The following is a 14,282-nucleotide window of genomic DNA, read 5'->3' on the forward strand; positions in this document are numbered from 1 at the left end:
AATGACGAAATGGGGAGAGGGGAGATTCATAGGAGAGAAAATGCCGACCAATCTGAATTCATCCGCGCCGCATATCGTCGATCCGGCGAATTATCCGGGGCCGTTCAAGGACTGGGGAGTCATCCCCACCATGATCGAAGGCGAGTCCCGCACCTCCGGCATCGTCCTGCACAAGGGACCGGAAGGCCAGAGCGAGACCGGCATCTGGATCTGCACGCCGGGTTACTGGAACTGCCATGTCACCAAGGACGAGTTCTGCCATTTCCTCACCGGCCGCTGCACCTACACGCATGAAAGCGGTGACGTCATCGAGATCGGCCCCGACACGACGGCCTTCTTCCCGCAGGATTGGAAGGGCACGTGCCGGGTGCATGAGACGATCCGCAAAGTCTACATGATCCGCTAGCCATGGCTTTCGATCCCGCGGCCGGCCAGGTCTTCCGCGCCAATGACTGGGCCGTCCCGGCCGGGGTGAAGTTCCGCGATATCGTCAACCCGGCCGATCTCAGCATCACCGGGCGTATCGCGCTCGCTACTCCGGCGCTCGCCGAGGATGCGGCGATCGAGGCGCTTGACGCGCAGCGCAAGTGGAAACGGGTCGATGCCAAGACGCGGGCACGACTGCTGCATGAGCTGGCGGATTCCATCGCCAAGGCCGACATGCATGACGTCGCCCGCCTCATGGTGCTGGAGATGGGCAAGCCCTATCCGGAAGCCGTGGGCGAGCTTCTCAATGTGGCACCGGCCTTCCGCTATTTCGCCGAGATGGCGCGCGACGATGCCGGCAAGGTGGCCGGCACGACGCAGGCGGGCTCGTTCCAGTTCTCGCGCTACGAGCCCTATGGCGTCTCCGTCCACATCATGCCGTTCAACTTCCCCATCCTCCTGATGTGCTGGACGGTGGCGGCTTCGCTTGCCGCCGGCAATGCCTGCATCATCAAGCCGGCGGAGGCGACGAGCTTGTGCACGCTGGCCTTCATGGAGCATTTCGGCAAGGTCCTGCCGCCGGGCCTCGTCTCCTGCCTCACCGGCGGCGCCGATGTGGCCCAGGCGCTGATCCGCTCGCGCAACACCCATGCTGTCGCCTTCACCGGCAGCGTTGCGAGCGGACGCGCAGTCGCGGTGGCCTGTGCCGAGCAGTTCAAGCCCTGCATCATCGAGGCCGGCGGCAATGATCCGATGATCATCTCGGAACATGCCCCGCTCGATGTCGCGGTGCCGGGCGCCGCCATGGCCGCCTTCCATCTCTCGGGCCAGATCTGCACGTCGTCTGAGCGTTTCTTCGTGCATGAGAAGGTGCATGACGAATTCGTCGACCGGCTCGCCCAGATGGCGCGCAAGCTGCGCATCGGCCACGGCCTCGAGGAAACCGAAATCGGTCCGCTTGTGTCGGAAGCCGCGCGCGCCAAGGTGATCCGCCTCGTCGGTGAAGCGAAAGAGCAGGGCGCGACGATCGTCTGTGGCGGCCGCGTGCCGCCCGAGCGCAATGTCGGCTGGTTCTACGAGCCGACGATCCTCACCGGTTGCACGCCGAAAATGACGGTGATGCGCGACGAGATCTTCGGACCGGTCGCGGCGATCTGCAAAGTGTCGTCCTTCGAAGAAGCGCTCGGCCTCGCCAATGACAGCGATTTCGGCCTCGGCGCCTCTGTCTTCACCACCGACCTGAAAGAGGCGATGCAGGCGGCGGAGATGCTCGAAGCCGGCATGGTCTGGGTCAACAACCCGCTCATCGACAATGATGCGCTGCCCTTCGGCGGCTGGAAAATGTCGGGCCTCGGCCGCGAGCTGGGCCGTCAGGGGCTTGACGCTTTTCGGCGCTCGAAGATGGTCGTCATCGACCACGAGCCCACCGTCCAGGACTGGTGGTATCCCTATCCGAAAGACTGGTTCTACAAAGGAAAGGGCCGCGCTTAAGACGAAGCGACAGGCTCAAAGAAGCCGGGATCGGCTAACGCAAGATATTGATGTCCTTCGATCTGACCATTCGGGATGCGCCGGTGGCTGTATCCTTCGAATGTAAGGCCCTTCGTCCGATCCAGGGAAAACACAAATATCTCGAAAACAACGGTAACCGCCATTCCGATTACCGTGAAGACGATGCCGCCGGCGCCGCCGACCGCTCTTCCCCGTGCATTGTTCTCTTGCGTATCGAGCCCTGTTGCTCTTTCAAAAAGCTGGCGGAGTTTCGACGGATCGAGATCATTGATGATCTTGGACACAGCCACGGTATTATCAGCCTTTATAACAAAATCCGGATCACAGGGCGCCAGCCAGAAAGCGACCGGTGTAGCCGTCACGCGACGAAGCTGAGTGACGACGTCATCGACCAGTCGTCCAAGCTCCTGTGATGCAGCCTGTTCGGTGATCCGGGGGCGGAAGTGAGCCTGCGCTGTGGGTGACAGGAAGGGTAATGAACCTTGCCGGAAACTTTCGGGAAAGAGCAGGTTTGGTGCTCCGATGAACTGATCTAGGCGCTCTTTATCGATGGCGGTCAAAACCAGCTCGGACGAGTGGCAGGCGTAAAGAAAGGCCTCGGGATCATTCGGTGCACCAACCCAAAGCCAAACCTGATCGTACTGAATGATAAGCGCATAAATGTAGCCCAGGCCCCCGGGGTAATACCCTGGAACTCGCGCCAGTATATCTTCGCCTGCCCGCCGCCACTCCTCTTTTTCAAGACTCACTATGATCTCGCGGCCTAACGCAAAAGCTGGTTCGGCATCGTCGCTATGCTTGGCGGTGCTGTGGTTCCGCGATTCATTCTCGAAGAACAGGGACTGCTCCCAATAGCCATGGCCGATCTGCACGGCTGACCAGTAGTCATCATCATCGCCGTCGTTGAACTTGTTGGTGGCGCAGGCGACAGCCAGGGGCTCAGAGCCTAGTTTGCGGAGACGATCGGCATGATCGAGTAGCAAGCGGACATAGTCGGTCTCGGAAAGCTGTGCGACTTTGGTCATGGTTCTCCTTTGACACAAGCCACGATTTCTCGCAAATCCGGGATGCGTCCGAAGCAGGCCATGATGACGGCTTCAGCGATCCAGCCCCAATCCGTCACTACGCGGCGGCCGCCGATCCACTCGATGACGGGCGGTCCCATCACCTGCCGGACCACGAACGGTCCGACGCTGTTCATGAGGACGGCGAGACAGCTATCGGGCAGGTCCGGCGCATGGGCCTTGGGGAGGAAGAGCAGCTGTGCGACGCGGTGGGCAGCCTCCGAGCGTTCCGCGGGCAAGTGGGTGATTACCATGTTCGCCACGCCTTCCGGACCACCGGCAATTCGACGGAAGATGGGCAGGGGCAGGGCCGGAATGTCGACGCAGTCCATCCAGTCGGCAAAACTCGCCTCGTGGCCCAGATCCTCGCGGACATGCTGCCTGACCAGTCCGTCGACATCGTTGAGGCTCGGAAAGCCCTGAGCCGCTATCCGGCCACCGAGGTCATGATGATGCAGCATGATCCGGTGCCGCTTGTCGGCGCAGCCGGCCTTGGAGATGTCGAGAAATTCATGCAGCGCCAGAAGCGATCCCCATAAAGCGGAGTCGGTCGCCGGCCGCCCGGCCAAAGACGAGACAGCATGTTGCCACGGCCTCACGGCGGGCACCGCACAGCGGAGATTCGATGTTGCTTTGTAGAACGAAAGACCATGCCACTGCCCAAAATGTCCGTGGAGGACATACTATATTGGGGCAGGCAGGGAGAATATCCCCTCTCCCTACTGTAGGAGAGGGGATGATTTTTACTTCACCAGGATGTTGGTGAACTGCCAGGGATCGCGTTTGTCGATGTCCTCGGCAAACAGCGTCTGGCGATCCTGGAGCGGGTTCCAGTCGGTATAGACGCCCGTCATCTGGCCGAGATAAGGCCGCTGCACGTCGAGGCAGCGGCGGAAGTCCATCTCGTCGGTCTCGACGACGCCGGCTTTCGGATTCTCGATCGCCCAGACCATGCCGGCGAGCACGGCACTCGTCACCTGGAGGCCGGTGGCGTTCTGATAAGGCGCCAGCTTCTTGGCTTCCTCGATGGTGAGCTGCGAGCCGTACCAATAGGCATTCTTCTTGTGGCCATAAATGAGGACGCCCAGCTCGTCGCGGCCGTCGAGGATCTCGTCGGCTTCGAGGATGTGGATATTCGACTGCTTCTTGCCGCCATTGCCGAACATCTCATGCAGCGACAGCACCGCGTCGTTGGAAGGATGATAGGCGTAGTGGCAGGTCGGCCGGTAGGTGACCTTGCGGCCCTCGCGAACCGTGAAATAGTCGGCGATCGAGATCGCCTCATTGTGGGTGACGAGGAAGCCATATTGCGGGCCGGGAGTCGGCGTCCAGGAACGCACCTTGGTTTCCGCGCCCGGGCGCGTGATGTAGATCGCGGCGCCACAGCCGGTCTTGTGCTTCTTGCCGCCGGGCGGCAGCTTCTTTTCGTTCGTGCCCCAGCCGAGCTCGGCCGGCTGCAGGCCTTCCGAGATGAAGCCTTCCACCGACCACGTGTTGACGAAGGTGTCGAACGGCTTCGGTTTCTTGGCGCGCTGCGTGTCGCGCTCGGCGACATGGATGCCCTTGACGCCGAGGCGCTTCATGAGCTTGCCCCATTCGGCGCGCGTCTTCGGCTCCTTGATCTTCACCTTGGTGGCGTCGGCGATGTCGAGCAGCGCCTGCTTCACATACCAGGAGACCATGCCGGGATTGGCGCCGCAGCAGGAGACCGAGGTGTGCGCGCCCTTGTATTTCTCCTTGAGGGCCAGGAGATGCTCGCGCATCGCGTAATTGGTACGCGCCGCGTTATCGAGCTTGCTGTTGTAATAGAAGCCGGGCCACGGCTCGATGACCGTGTCGAGATAGAGCGAGCCCGTCTGCTGCGCGAGCTTCTGGATTTCGATGGAGGAGACATCGACCGACAGATTGACGATGAAGGCCTGTTCGCCGGTCGTCAGAAGCGGCGTCAGCACCGACTTGTAGTTCTTCGGCGTAAGTCCCTTCTTGATGAAGGCGATGCCTTCCTTATCGGCAATGTGCTTGTTGTGATCATCTGGATCGATGATCGTAAACTTGCTCCGGTCACAGGCGATATGGCGCAAGATGAGGGGGAGGGTGCCCCGCCCGATCGAGCCGAGACCGATCATTACAATGGGGCCGTTCCAGGTCGCGTGTTGTGGCCAAAGGGTCATTTTATGCAAGCACTCCGTTGAAGTTGGGGATTGCCGCTCTTTAGCCGAGAGTTTTGTCGCATGACACCAGAAAATGCGCTAGCTTCCCCCCGAAACAGGCGGGGTTCGGGACCTATGCAGAAATCACTTCTCCTTCTTTCGGCTGCCATGCTGTTGAGCGCCTGCGCGGGCCGCTATGGCAATGATGAGCCAAGCTACCAGCAATGTGTGAGCTTGGCGCGCCAGGAAGGCCAGGTCATCAAATACATCGACACGACCCTGCAGTACCGGAAGAAGCACCATCCAGGCCCCGAGGTCGAAGCCGAGCTCGATCGGGCGCGGGCCGAGCGCAAAGAGATCCACAGCGAGAGGCGGGCACTGGGCTGCATCTGAGGAAGCAGCCGGTTTTCCGGGGCGATCTGCCTAAAACTTTCCCCGTATTTGAGCCAATAAACGCTCCCTTAACCTAAACAAGGCATTGTTCCCTTGTCAGTTGGTTTCTGGAGTTTTGGGTATGCGTTCCTCTTCCGTGCGCGCCGTCGGGTTCCCGTCGAAAGCGTCGCTCCTTCTCAGTGTAGCGGCCGCCGTTCTGCTTTCGGCCTGTTCCGGCTCGGTAGACCGCTTCGCCGATTCCTCCTCCTCATCGGACGACTCCATCTACACCGCCTCGGTACCCAAAAAGGTCCAGGGCGGCGGCAGTGCTGGGGGTGATACGGACGTGGCTTCGGCCTCCGACCGTGACACGGTCTCGCGCCGCCCGCTGGGCGCCAGCGGTAGCAAAGCGTCCGAAAGCAATTACGCCAGCAACGGCTACAACTACCAGCAGACTTACAAGCCGGTTTACAAGCAGCCGAGCCTGCAGCCGAAGGATTACCAGTCGGCCCAGACCGAGCCGTCCTATAACGACCAGCAGCCGGCCATGGAGGCCAAATCGGGCTCGGTTCGGGTCGAGCCGGGCATGACGCTCTATTCGATCGCTCGCGCCAACAACCTGTCGGTGGGCGAGCTGGCCCGCGCCAATAATCTGGCGGCTCCCTATTCGGTGAGCGTCGGCCAGAACCTGCGCATTCCGGGCCGCGACACGGCTTTTGCGCCCCAGCCGGCCAACGCCAAGCCGGGCAGCACGCTGATGGCGGGCGGCGGCGAGCACACGGTGCGCGCCGGCGAAACCCTCTATTCGCTGGGCCGCAGCTATGGCGTGCATCCCTTCGCCATCGCCAAGCTCAACGGTCTCGACAACAACACCGCACTGCGCCAGGGCCAGACCCTGCGCATTCCGAAGGGTGGCTCGGGCGCAGGCCCGGTGATCGCCGCCAAGCCGTCGACCACGGCGCCGAGCGCCGCGCAGCCTTCGACCAATGTCGCCGCCAATGAACCGGCCGACGATGCCGACACGGATATGGCCTCGGCCGCCCCGAAGCCGATCCAGCAGCAGCCGCAGCAGATGGTGTCGGACACCCAGCCGGCCCAGGAAGCGGGCAGCCTGACCTTCCGTTGGCCGGTCAAGGGCCGGGTCATTTCGGGCTACGGCTCGAAGCCGGGCGGCCTGCGTAACGAAGGCATCAATATCGCGGTGCCGGAAGGCACGGATGTGCGCTCGGCCGAAGCCGGTGTCGTCGCTTATGCCGGCAACGAGCTCAAGGGCTACGGCAATCTCGTCCTCATCCGCCATGACGGCGGCTGGGTGACCGCCTATGCCCATAACAAGGACCTCTTCGTGAAGCGCGGCGATACCGTGAAGCGCGGCGATGTCATCGCCAAGGCCGGCCAGACCGGCTCGGTGACAAGCCCGCAGGTTCACTTCGAGGTCCGCAAGGGCGCCACCGCGATGGACCCGATGCGTTTCCTCAACAACTCGACCGCCGCCAACTGACACGGCGTATCGTTTTCGAGAGTAACGAAAGCCCGGCCTTGCGGCCGGGCTTTTGCGTGCGATAGATACGCGCTTTCAGCAGGGAGCCTGACATGATCGAGATCTGGGGACGCCGCAGTTCGAGCAATGTGCAGAAGGTGATCTGGGCGCTCGACGAGCTCGGGCTGGACTTCAAGCGCCACACGGTGGGCGGCGGCTTCGGCGGCACCCGCGATCCGGCCTATCTCGAGATGAATCCCAACGCACTGGTGCCGGTGATGCGCGACGGCGACATCACGATGTTCGAATCGAACGCCATCGTGCGGTATCTGGCGGCGCGCTACGGCGAGGGCAGCCTCAGACCGAAGGCGCCCAAGGCGCTCGCCGCGGCCGAGCAATGGATGGAATGGCAGCAGCTCAATGTCGTGCCGCATATTTCGGCGATCTTCTGGAATCTGGTGCGGGTGAAGCCTGCGGAGCGCAATGACAAGGCGGTTGCCGACGCCGGCGCCAAGCTGACCACGGTTCTCGCCATTGCCGACAAGCGGCTCGCCGCATCGACCTGGTTCGCCGGCGAGGATTTCTCCTTCGGCGACATCGTGCTCGGCGTGCTCTACTGGCGCTATTCGCAGCTCGATTGCAGCCGTCCTGATACGCCGAACATCAAACGCTGGTTCGAGGCGCTGCAGCAGCGCCCCGCCTACCGGAAATGGGCGATGGTCCCGGTCGGCAATTCCATCGAAGAGTGGAATGCCAATGAAAAGACGCTGGGTTAGACTCTAAGCCATTTCAATAAATTAGGCGCTCTTGCTGGTGTGAAACCGCAAGGGTGCCAGCGCTCATTCCTCGATTCTCACACCCAGCCGGCCGGCGAGGTCCTGGACGAACTGCCAGGCGACGCGGCCCGAGCGGCTGCCACGGGTGGCGGTCCATTCGATGGCTTGCGCACGGACGTCTTCCGGCTTGACCTTGAGATTGAGGCGTTTCACGTAACCCTCAATCATGCTTAGGAATTCGTCCTGCGAGCAGTTGTGGAAGCCGAGCCAGAGGCCAAACCGGTCGGAGAGCGAGACTTTTTCCTGGACGGCTTCCGACGGGTTGATGGCGGTCGACCGCTCATTCTCCATCATGTCGCGCGGCAGCAGGTGCCGGCGGTTGGAGGTGGCGTAGAAGATCATGTTGAGGGGCCGCCCCTCGATGCCGCCTTCGAGCGCGGCTTTCAGCGACTTGTAGGACGTGTCATTGGCATCGAAGGAGAGGTCGTCGCAGAAGACGATGAAATAGAGGGCCGGATTGGCGCGGACCAGCGTCATCAGCTGCGGCAGGCTTTCGATGTCCTCGCGATGGATCTCGACCAGCTTGAGCTTGCCGCCGGTCTCCTCGTTGACCAGGTGGTGCGAGGCCTTGACCAGCGAGCTCTTGCCCATGCCGCGGGCGCCCCAGAGCAGGGCGTTGTTGGCCGGCAGCCCCTTGGCGAAACGGCGCGTATTGTCGATGAGGATGTCACGGGTCTGGTCGATGCCGCGCAGGAGATCGATATCCACCCGGTTGACCTTGGCCACCGGCTCCAGCCGGCGCTGTTGCGCGTTCCAGATAAAGGCCGCGGCGGCGCCGAGGTCCGAGGCGGGGGGCGGGGCCGGGGCCAGCCGCTCGAGGGCGACGGCGATCCGGCTCAGAAGGGTAACGAATTCGTCATTGGCGGGGTCTTTGGACATGGCGCAGGTCCATAGCGTCCCCGGTTCCCAGGGACAAGAAGCCGGGGCGCATAGGCGGTTCCAGCCGGTTGCAATGGCTGGGTTCGGCGCTATATACCCCTGAACTCAAACCGGGCGGCCTCAATCCCCGCCTTTTTCGCCGCTCAGAGGAGACGTCCTTTATGTTCATTACCCCCGCTTTTGCCCAGGCCACGGGGAGCCCGGGCACCGGTGACTTCATCGGGATGATTCTGCCCCTGGTGATGATCATGGTGGTGTTCTGGTTCCTCCTGATCCGGCCGCAGCAGAAGCGCCAGAAGGAGCATCAGGAGCTGATCGGCAAGGTGGCCCGCGGCGACACCATCGTGACATCGGGCGGCCTCATTGGCCGGGTATCCAAGGTGGTCGATGAGCGCGAGCTTCTGGTCGAGGTCGGCGAGAATGTGAAGGTCAGGGTGGTGCGCAGCGCCATCTCCGAGGTCCGCGCCAAGGGCGAACCGGTCAAAGACGATACGGCCAAGAAATAAGTCGAGCCGCATGCTGCATTTCCCCCGCTGGAAAGTCCTCGCCATCCTGGCCGTGGTGCTCGCCGGCGTCGTTTTCGCGCTGCCCAATGTCCTGCCAAAGCCGTGGCAGGACATGCTCAACGCGTATACGGGATTGCGGCCGATGACACAGGGCCTCGATCTCCAAGGGGGCACCAGCCTCCTGATGGAGCTCGACGGCAAGGAACTGCGCGAGACGCTGATCGCCCAGCAGGTGGGCGATGTTCGCGCCCTTCTGCGCCACGAGGCAATCGGCTATGCCGGCCTGAAGCGGACCGCCGATGGCGTGCAGGTGACGTTTACCGAGGCCGCTGCCGCTGACAAGGCGCACGGGCTGCTGAGCCGGCTCACCCAGCCGGTCACCAGCGTGACCGGCGCCGATGTCCCGACATTCGAGTTGTCACGCACCGGTCAGCAATTCAGCTTCCGCCTGTCCGATCCTGCCATGGAGATCAGGACCAGTGAGGCGACCGATCGGGCACTCGAGGTTCTCAACCGCAGACTGGACTCCCTCGGCATCAGCGAGCTGTCCATCCAGCGCCAGGGGCTCAACCGGATCCTCATTCAACTGCCCGGGCAGGGAATATCAGATCAGGCGAAACGGGCGCTTGGCCTGACGGGCATTTTCGCGTTCCAGATGATCTGTGACAACCAGCCGACGGACTCGGCGGGCCAGCCGCCCGAGGATTGCGCGGCCTATCCGCTGAAGGTCAGCTCCGGGCAGATGATCTGGGTGCAAACCGCGGGTTGGGCGGGTGTCGATGGCAAATATCTCACCAATTCGGAAGCTCAGACCGATCCGACGACCAAAGAGCCGATCATCACCTTCAAGTTCAACGAGCAGGGCACCCAGCTTTTCGGCGAGCTGACGGCCAAGAATGTCGGCAAGCCCATGGCGATCGTGTTCGATGGCCAGGTCGTCAGCGCGCCCCGGATCAACGAGCCGATTCTCGGCGGCTCCGTCCAGATTTCCGGCCACTTCACCCCGGAAGATGCAAATAACCTCGCAATCGCCCTGCGTTCCGGTGCCTTGCCGGCGCGATTGGTCTATATAGACGCCGCAAACGAATCCGCCGGCAGCGCCCCGGCGAAAGGGTCGGACCTCTAAGATGCTCTATTTCTCCCGCTGGAAAGTCCTCGCCATCCTGGCCTCGATCGTGGTCGGCATTGCCTTTGCGCTGCCCAATGTCCTGACCAAGGACATGCAGGACAAGCTGCGTGAATACACCATCCTGCGCCCGTTGACGCTCGGCCTCGACCTGCAGGGCGGGTCCAACGTCCTCATGGAGGTCGACCGCAAGGAGCTGATCAACACGCTGATCGTGCAGCAGATGGGTGACGTTCGTGCCGTCCTGCGCGAGGCGCGCATCGGCTACAAGCTCAACCGCACGCCGACCGGCGTCGCGGTGCAGATCACCGATGCCGCCGATACCGACAAGGCCAATCAAGTCCTGCGCAATCTGACCCAGCCGCTCGATACCGGTCTCTTCGGCACGGGGGTGGCGAGCCATATTTTCAGCCTTCAGCGCACCGGCCAGCAATTCGTCTTCTCCTTCAATGATGCGGGACTTGAGGCGCGCGTAAGCCAGGCCGTCGACCAGTCGCTCGCCATCATCGACAAACGCGTCAACGGTACCGGCATCGCCGAGGTTTCCATCCAGCGCCAGGGCAAGGACCGTATCGCCGTGCAGTTGCCGGGCGTCGGCGACCCCGATCAGGTCGTCAAGATGATCGGCCAGACGGCGAAACTCACCTTCCAGCTCGTCTGCGAAAGCCAGCCCGCCGCCGCGACCGACAATCCGCCGCCCGACTGCGCCGCCTATCCGATGAAGGCGGAGAACGCGCAGGCCCAGACGCAACCGGTGATCATGTGGGTGCAGACCTCGAGCGCCGCGACCGTGGACGGCGCCGATCTGAACAATGCCTCGTCGGGCTTCGATTCGCGCACCAACGAGCCGATCGTCTCTTTCAAGTTCAACCAGAAGGGCGCTCTGCGCTTCGGCAAGCTCACTGCCGATAATGTCGGCAAGCCCTTCGCCATCATCCTCGACCAGCAGATTATCAGCGCACCGCGCATTAACGAGCCCATTCTCGGCGGCACCGGGCAGATTTCCGGCAACTTCACCGTCGAGGAGGCCAACAGCCTGGCGATCGTGCTGCGCTCCGGCGCGCTGCCGGCGCGCCTCATCGCGGTCGAGCAGCGCACCGTGGGACCGAGCCTCGGCTCCGACTCGATCCGGGCCGGCGCCATCGCCTCGGTCATCGCGCTCATCGCCGTCATGTGCTTCATGCTGATCGCCTATGGGCTGTTCGGCATCTTCGCCAATGTCGCGCTCATCGTGAACCTGATCCTGCTCATCGGCATCATGTCGGTGGCTGGCTTCACGCTGACCTTGCCCGGCATCGCCGGCATCGTGCTCACCATGGGCATCGCGGTCGACTCCAATGTGCTCGTCTATGAGCGCATCCGCGAGGAATGGCGACACGGGCGAAGCGCGTTCAATGCGATCGAAACCGGGTTCAGGGCGGCGCTCGCCACCGTTCTCGATTCGAACATCACGTCCTTCATCGCCGCCGTGGTTCTGTTCGGCGTGGGCTCGGGGCCGGTACGCGGCTTCGCCATCGCCCATGCCATCGGCATCATCACCACCGTTTTCACGGCTTTCACCGTCACCCGGCTCATCGTTTTCTGGTGGGTCAGGACGGCCAAGCCCAAAGAGGTTCCGCTGTAAGCGGATAGTCACATGTACAGACCCATTCGTTTCATTCCGGACGACACCAAAGTCAGGTTCATGCTGTGGAGCCGGTATGGCTACTTCGCCTCCGGCATCGCCTGTCTGGCGTCGATACTGCTTTTCGTCTTCGTCGGCCTCAACTACGGTGTCGACTTCAAGGGCGGCACCGTCTTCGTCATCCGCACCGAACAGCCCGCCAATCTCGACGAGCTGCGCTCCAAGGTGAACAGTCTGGGCTTCGGCGAGGCGGAGCTGCAGGAATACGGGACCGGCGGCCATGAGGTGCTGATCCGGTTGCCGACCATCGAAGGCGGCGAGGACGTGCAGCGCGACGTCCAGACCAAGGTCAAGGAAATCCTGGGGACGGGGGTCGAATATCTCTCGATCGAGGTCGTGGGCCCGAAGGTCTCGGGCGAATTGGCGGAATGGAGTATCTTCGCCGTCCTCATCGCCATCATCGGCATCCTCATATACATATGGTTCAGATTCGAATGGCAGTTCGCCATCGCGACGGTGATGTCGCTGCTCCATGACGTGCTCCTCTCGATCGGCTTCTTCGTGCTGATCCGGATCGAATTCAATCTGCAGATCATCGCGGCGCTCCTCACCATCGTCGGCTACTCTCTCAACGACACCGTCGTCGTGTTCGACCGCATCCGTGAGTACCTGCGTAAATACAAGCAGATGCCGCTGGCCGACCTGATCGACTTCTCGGTCAACAGCGTGCTGCCGCGTACCCTTCTGACCGCCGTCACCACGCTTCTGGCGCTGATCTCGCTCTATATTTTCGGCGGCGAGGTGCTGAAGGGCTTCACGCTCGCGATGATCTGGGGCGTCTGCGTCGCCACTTATTCATCGATCTTCTCGGCCGCTTCGCTGCTGGCGCTCCTGGGCGTCAATCGCGACGCGATCCAGATCGGTGGTACGGCGCAAGAGGAGAAGGCCAAGGCCAGCCCGAAGCCGGCGGCGAAAGCGAGCGGCAAGCCGGCCCCGGCGCGCCCGTGAGCCGGCGCTCAGGCCCGTTCTGAGCATCATGGCAGAGGACGACCGCTTCTTTCCCCATCGGGCGCCCATCGAGGCTTATGGGAATGGCGGTTTCCGGTTCGGCGGCATGTCGCATCAGGGATCGCTGATGATCCTGGGCGACGGCATGCATGCCTGGCCGGCGACGCGCTACGCCGATGTTTCGCCGGCCGATTTCGCGCGGATACTGGAGGCGCCCAGGCGGCCTCATACCTTCATCCTCGGCACCGGCATCGCTGCCCCGGCTCCATCGCGGCCGCTTCTCGAAGCCTTCGACAAGGCCGGCATCGGCCTTCAGCTGATGACCACGGGGGCGGCAGTCCGCACCTACAATATCCTGCTTGGCGAGAACCGCGATATCTGGGCGGCGCTGATCGCCGTCGATCAGGTGCGATGAGCGCCGACTATTGCCATGAGCTGGTGCGCCAGGGCGACAAGGACCGCTATCTGTCCACGTTGCTGGCGCCCGACGCGAAGCGCCCGCAGCTGCTGGCTCTTTATGCCTTCAATATCGAGATCGCCCGCATCCGCGAGACGGTGAGCGAGGCGGCGCTTGGCGAGATCCGGCTCAGATGGTGGGCCGACGCCATCGAGGCCGCCTATGCCGGCGAGCGCCAGGGCCATCCGGTCATCGAGGCGCTGGCGCCAGTCATCACCGAAGCGGGCCTGCCCAAGCAGGCGCTCCTCAATATGATCGAGGCCCGGCAGTTCGATCTCTATGACGATCCGATGCCGAGCCTCGGCCAGCTCGAAGGCTATCTCGGCGAAACCTCCGCGATGCTGATCCAGCTGGCGGCGATGATCCTCGATAAAGAACGGGCGCGGAGCCTCGGCGACATCTCCGGCCTGGCCGGCGTCGCTTTGGGCATCACCGGCCTGATGCGATCCTTGCCGCTGCAGCGCAAGCGCGGGCAATGTTATGTGCCGACTGACCTTCTGGCGAAGCACGGCCTGACGCCGGCGCATCTCCTGTCCGGGCGTGAGCCCGAGGCGATCGGCAAGGTGCTCGCCGATTTGCGCGCGCATGCGGCGAAGCGCCTGGAAGAGGCCCGCGCCCTCTCTGGCGTGCTGACCCCGCAAGTCTTTCCGGCCTATTTGCCGGCGAGCCTCACGGGTCTTTATCTGAGCCGTCTCGCAGGGCTGGGGACGGGAGCCTTGACCGAGATCGCCGAGATCGCCCAATGGCGACGCCAGTGGACGCTCTATAGAAAGGCGCGATCCCAGACATTGTAACGCCACAATCGAGCCCTCACAGTTGTTGTGACTGAGCCACGGAGTCTT

15 protein-coding genes are annotated in these 14,282 nt (G+C 62.6%); 11 read left to right on the forward strand and 4 right to left on the reverse strand.

Translation table 11 applies throughout. The features are described from left to right. The first annotated feature begins 130 nt into the window (after window positions 1-130). Both JHL16_RS09955 and JHL16_RS09960 read left to right on the forward strand, forming a co-directional pair. Complete coding sequence (locus JHL16_RS09955; protein WP_246770904.1) at window positions 131-406, forward strand: cupin domain-containing protein; 276 nt, start codon at window positions 131-133, stop codon at window positions 404-406. Between the two features lie 2 nt (window positions 407-408). Then, complete coding sequence (locus JHL16_RS09960; protein WP_200184676.1) at window positions 409-1,917, forward strand: aldehyde dehydrogenase family protein; 1,509 nt, start codon at window positions 409-411, stop codon at window positions 1,915-1,917. On the opposite strand, the gene JHL16_RS09965 is transcribed toward JHL16_RS09960, so the two are convergent. The 3 genes from JHL16_RS09965 to JHL16_RS09975 form a co-directional block, all read right to left on the reverse strand. Next, window positions 1,914-2,963, reverse strand: a complete 1,050-nt coding sequence (locus tag JHL16_RS09965; RefSeq protein ID WP_200184677.1) for a hypothetical protein — start codon at window positions 2,961-2,963, stop codon at window positions 1,914-1,916. The genes JHL16_RS09960 and JHL16_RS09965 overlap by 4 nt on opposite strands. Continuing rightward, window positions 2,960-3,601, reverse strand: coding sequence for a DUF6915 family protein (locus tag JHL16_RS09970; protein ID WP_200184678.1), 642 nt, complete (start codon window positions 3,599-3,601; stop codon window positions 2,960-2,962). The genes JHL16_RS09965 and JHL16_RS09970 overlap by 4 nt, the downstream gene beginning before the upstream one ends. Before the next feature lie 144 nt (window positions 3,602-3,745). Beyond that, window positions 3,746-5,173: a homospermidine synthase gene (locus tag JHL16_RS09975; RefSeq protein ID WP_200184679.1), complete on the reverse strand. Its 1,428-nt coding sequence runs from the start codon at window positions 5,171-5,173 to the stop codon at window positions 3,746-3,748. A 114-nt stretch (window positions 5,174-5,287) separates the two neighbouring features. On the opposite strand from JHL16_RS09975, the gene JHL16_RS09980 reads away from it, so the two are divergent. The 3 genes from JHL16_RS09980 to JHL16_RS09990 all read left to right on the forward strand — a co-directional run bounded on the left by JHL16_RS09980 (window position 5,288) and on the right by JHL16_RS09990 (window position 7,780). Then, window positions 5,288-5,545, forward strand: a complete 258-nt coding sequence (locus JHL16_RS09980) for a hypothetical protein (RefSeq protein WP_137854873.1) — start codon at window positions 5,288-5,290, stop codon at window positions 5,543-5,545. Between the two features lie 121 nt (window positions 5,546-5,666). Next, window positions 5,667-7,025, forward strand: a complete 1,359-nt coding sequence (locus JHL16_RS09985; protein ID WP_246770850.1) for a LysM peptidoglycan-binding domain-containing M23 family metallopeptidase — start codon at window positions 5,667-5,669, stop codon at window positions 7,023-7,025. A 92-nt stretch (window positions 7,026-7,117) separates the two neighbouring features. Beyond that, window positions 7,118-7,780, forward strand: coding sequence for a glutathione S-transferase family protein (locus JHL16_RS09990; RefSeq protein WP_200184680.1), 663 nt, complete (start codon window positions 7,118-7,120; stop codon window positions 7,778-7,780). 63 nt (window positions 7,781-7,843) lie between these two features. On the opposite strand, the gene JHL16_RS09995 is transcribed toward JHL16_RS09990, so the two are convergent. Continuing rightward, on the reverse strand, window positions 7,844-8,719 hold the full coding sequence (locus JHL16_RS09995) for an ATP-binding protein (protein ID WP_200184681.1): 876 nt from the start codon (window positions 8,717-8,719) through the stop codon (window positions 7,844-7,846). 161 nt (window positions 8,720-8,880) lie between these two features. Here JHL16_RS09995 and yajC point away from each other — a divergent pair, with 161 nt between their 5' ends. The 6 genes from yajC to JHL16_RS10025 are packed head-to-tail and all read left to right on the forward strand — an operon-like array spanning window position 8,881 to window position 14,234. Beyond that, complete coding sequence (gene yajC, locus JHL16_RS10000) at window positions 8,881-9,225, forward strand: preprotein translocase subunit YajC (RefSeq protein WP_137854869.1); 345 nt, start codon at window positions 8,881-8,883, stop codon at window positions 9,223-9,225. 52 nt (window positions 9,226-9,277) lie between these two features. After that, on the forward strand, window positions 9,278-10,351 hold the full coding sequence (locus JHL16_RS10005; protein ID WP_200184682.1) for a SecDF P1 head subdomain-containing protein: 1,074 nt from the start codon (window positions 9,278-9,280) through the stop codon (window positions 10,349-10,351). A 1-nt stretch (window position 10,352) separates the two neighbouring features. Then, entirely contained in the window at window positions 10,353-11,975 is a 1,623-nt protein-coding gene (gene secD / locus JHL16_RS10010; protein ID WP_200184683.1) for a protein translocase subunit SecD, read from the forward strand. A gap of 12 nt (window positions 11,976-11,987) precedes the next feature. After that, window positions 11,988-12,983: a protein translocase subunit SecF gene (gene secF / locus JHL16_RS10015; RefSeq protein WP_200184684.1), complete on the forward strand. Its 996-nt coding sequence runs from the start codon at window positions 11,988-11,990 to the stop codon at window positions 12,981-12,983. A 28-nt stretch (window positions 12,984-13,011) separates the two neighbouring features. Beyond that, entirely contained in the window at window positions 13,012-13,398 is a 387-nt protein-coding gene (locus tag JHL16_RS10020; RefSeq protein WP_200184685.1) for an Mth938-like domain-containing protein, read from the forward strand. After that, window positions 13,395-14,234, forward strand: coding sequence for a phytoene/squalene synthase family protein (locus tag JHL16_RS10025; RefSeq protein ID WP_200184686.1), 840 nt, complete (start codon window positions 13,395-13,397; stop codon window positions 14,232-14,234). The genes JHL16_RS10020 and JHL16_RS10025 overlap by 4 nt, the downstream gene beginning before the upstream one ends. Window positions 14,235-14,282: the final 48 nt, after the last annotated feature.

This window comes from Taklimakanibacter albus (genome assembly GCF_016595235.1).
Lineage (GTDB): Bacteria > Pseudomonadota > Alphaproteobacteria > Rhizobiales > Aestuariivirgaceae > Taklimakanibacter > Taklimakanibacter albus.

What these genes read in the sequence shown, in the direction of transcription:
- JHL16_RS09990 (WP_200184680.1), top strand. Translation starts at nt 7,118, where the DNA reads ATGATCGAGATCTGGGGACGCCGCAGTTCGAGCAATGTGCAGAAGGTG.
- JHL16_RS09975 (WP_200184679.1), bottom strand. Translation starts at nt 5,173, where the DNA reads ATGACCCTTTGGCCACAACACGCGACCTGGAACGGCCCCATTGTAATG.
- secD (WP_200184683.1), top strand. Translation starts at nt 10,353, where the DNA reads ATGCTCTATTTCTCCCGCTGGAAAGTCCTCGCCATCCTGGCCTCGATC.
- JHL16_RS09995 (WP_200184681.1), bottom strand. Translation starts at nt 8,719, where the DNA reads ATGTCCAAAGACCCCGCCAATGACGAATTCGTTACCCTTCTGAGCCGG.
- yajC (WP_137854869.1), top strand. Translation starts at nt 8,881, where the DNA reads ATGTTCATTACCCCCGCTTTTGCCCAGGCCACGGGGAGCCCGGGCACC.
- JHL16_RS09960 (WP_200184676.1), top strand. Translation starts at nt 409, where the DNA reads ATGGCTTTCGATCCCGCGGCCGGCCAGGTCTTCCGCGCCAATGACTGG.
- JHL16_RS10025 (WP_200184686.1), top strand. Translation starts at nt 13,395, where the DNA reads ATGAGCGCCGACTATTGCCATGAGCTGGTGCGCCAGGGCGACAAGGAC.
- JHL16_RS09985 (WP_246770850.1), top strand. Translation starts at nt 5,667, where the DNA reads ATGCGTTCCTCTTCCGTGCGCGCCGTCGGGTTCCCGTCGAAAGCGTCG.
- JHL16_RS10020 (WP_200184685.1), top strand. Translation starts at nt 13,012, where the DNA reads ATGGCAGAGGACGACCGCTTCTTTCCCCATCGGGCGCCCATCGAGGCT.
- JHL16_RS09955 (WP_246770904.1), top strand. Translation starts at nt 131, where the DNA reads ATGATCGAAGGCGAGTCCCGCACCTCCGGCATCGTCCTGCACAAGGGA.
- secF (WP_200184684.1), top strand. Translation starts at nt 11,988, where the DNA reads ATGTACAGACCCATTCGTTTCATTCCGGACGACACCAAAGTCAGGTTC.
- JHL16_RS09980 (WP_137854873.1), top strand. Translation starts at nt 5,288, where the DNA reads ATGCAGAAATCACTTCTCCTTCTTTCGGCTGCCATGCTGTTGAGCGCC.
- JHL16_RS09965 (WP_200184677.1), bottom strand. Translation starts at nt 2,963, where the DNA reads ATGACCAAAGTCGCACAGCTTTCCGAGACCGACTATGTCCGCTTGCTA.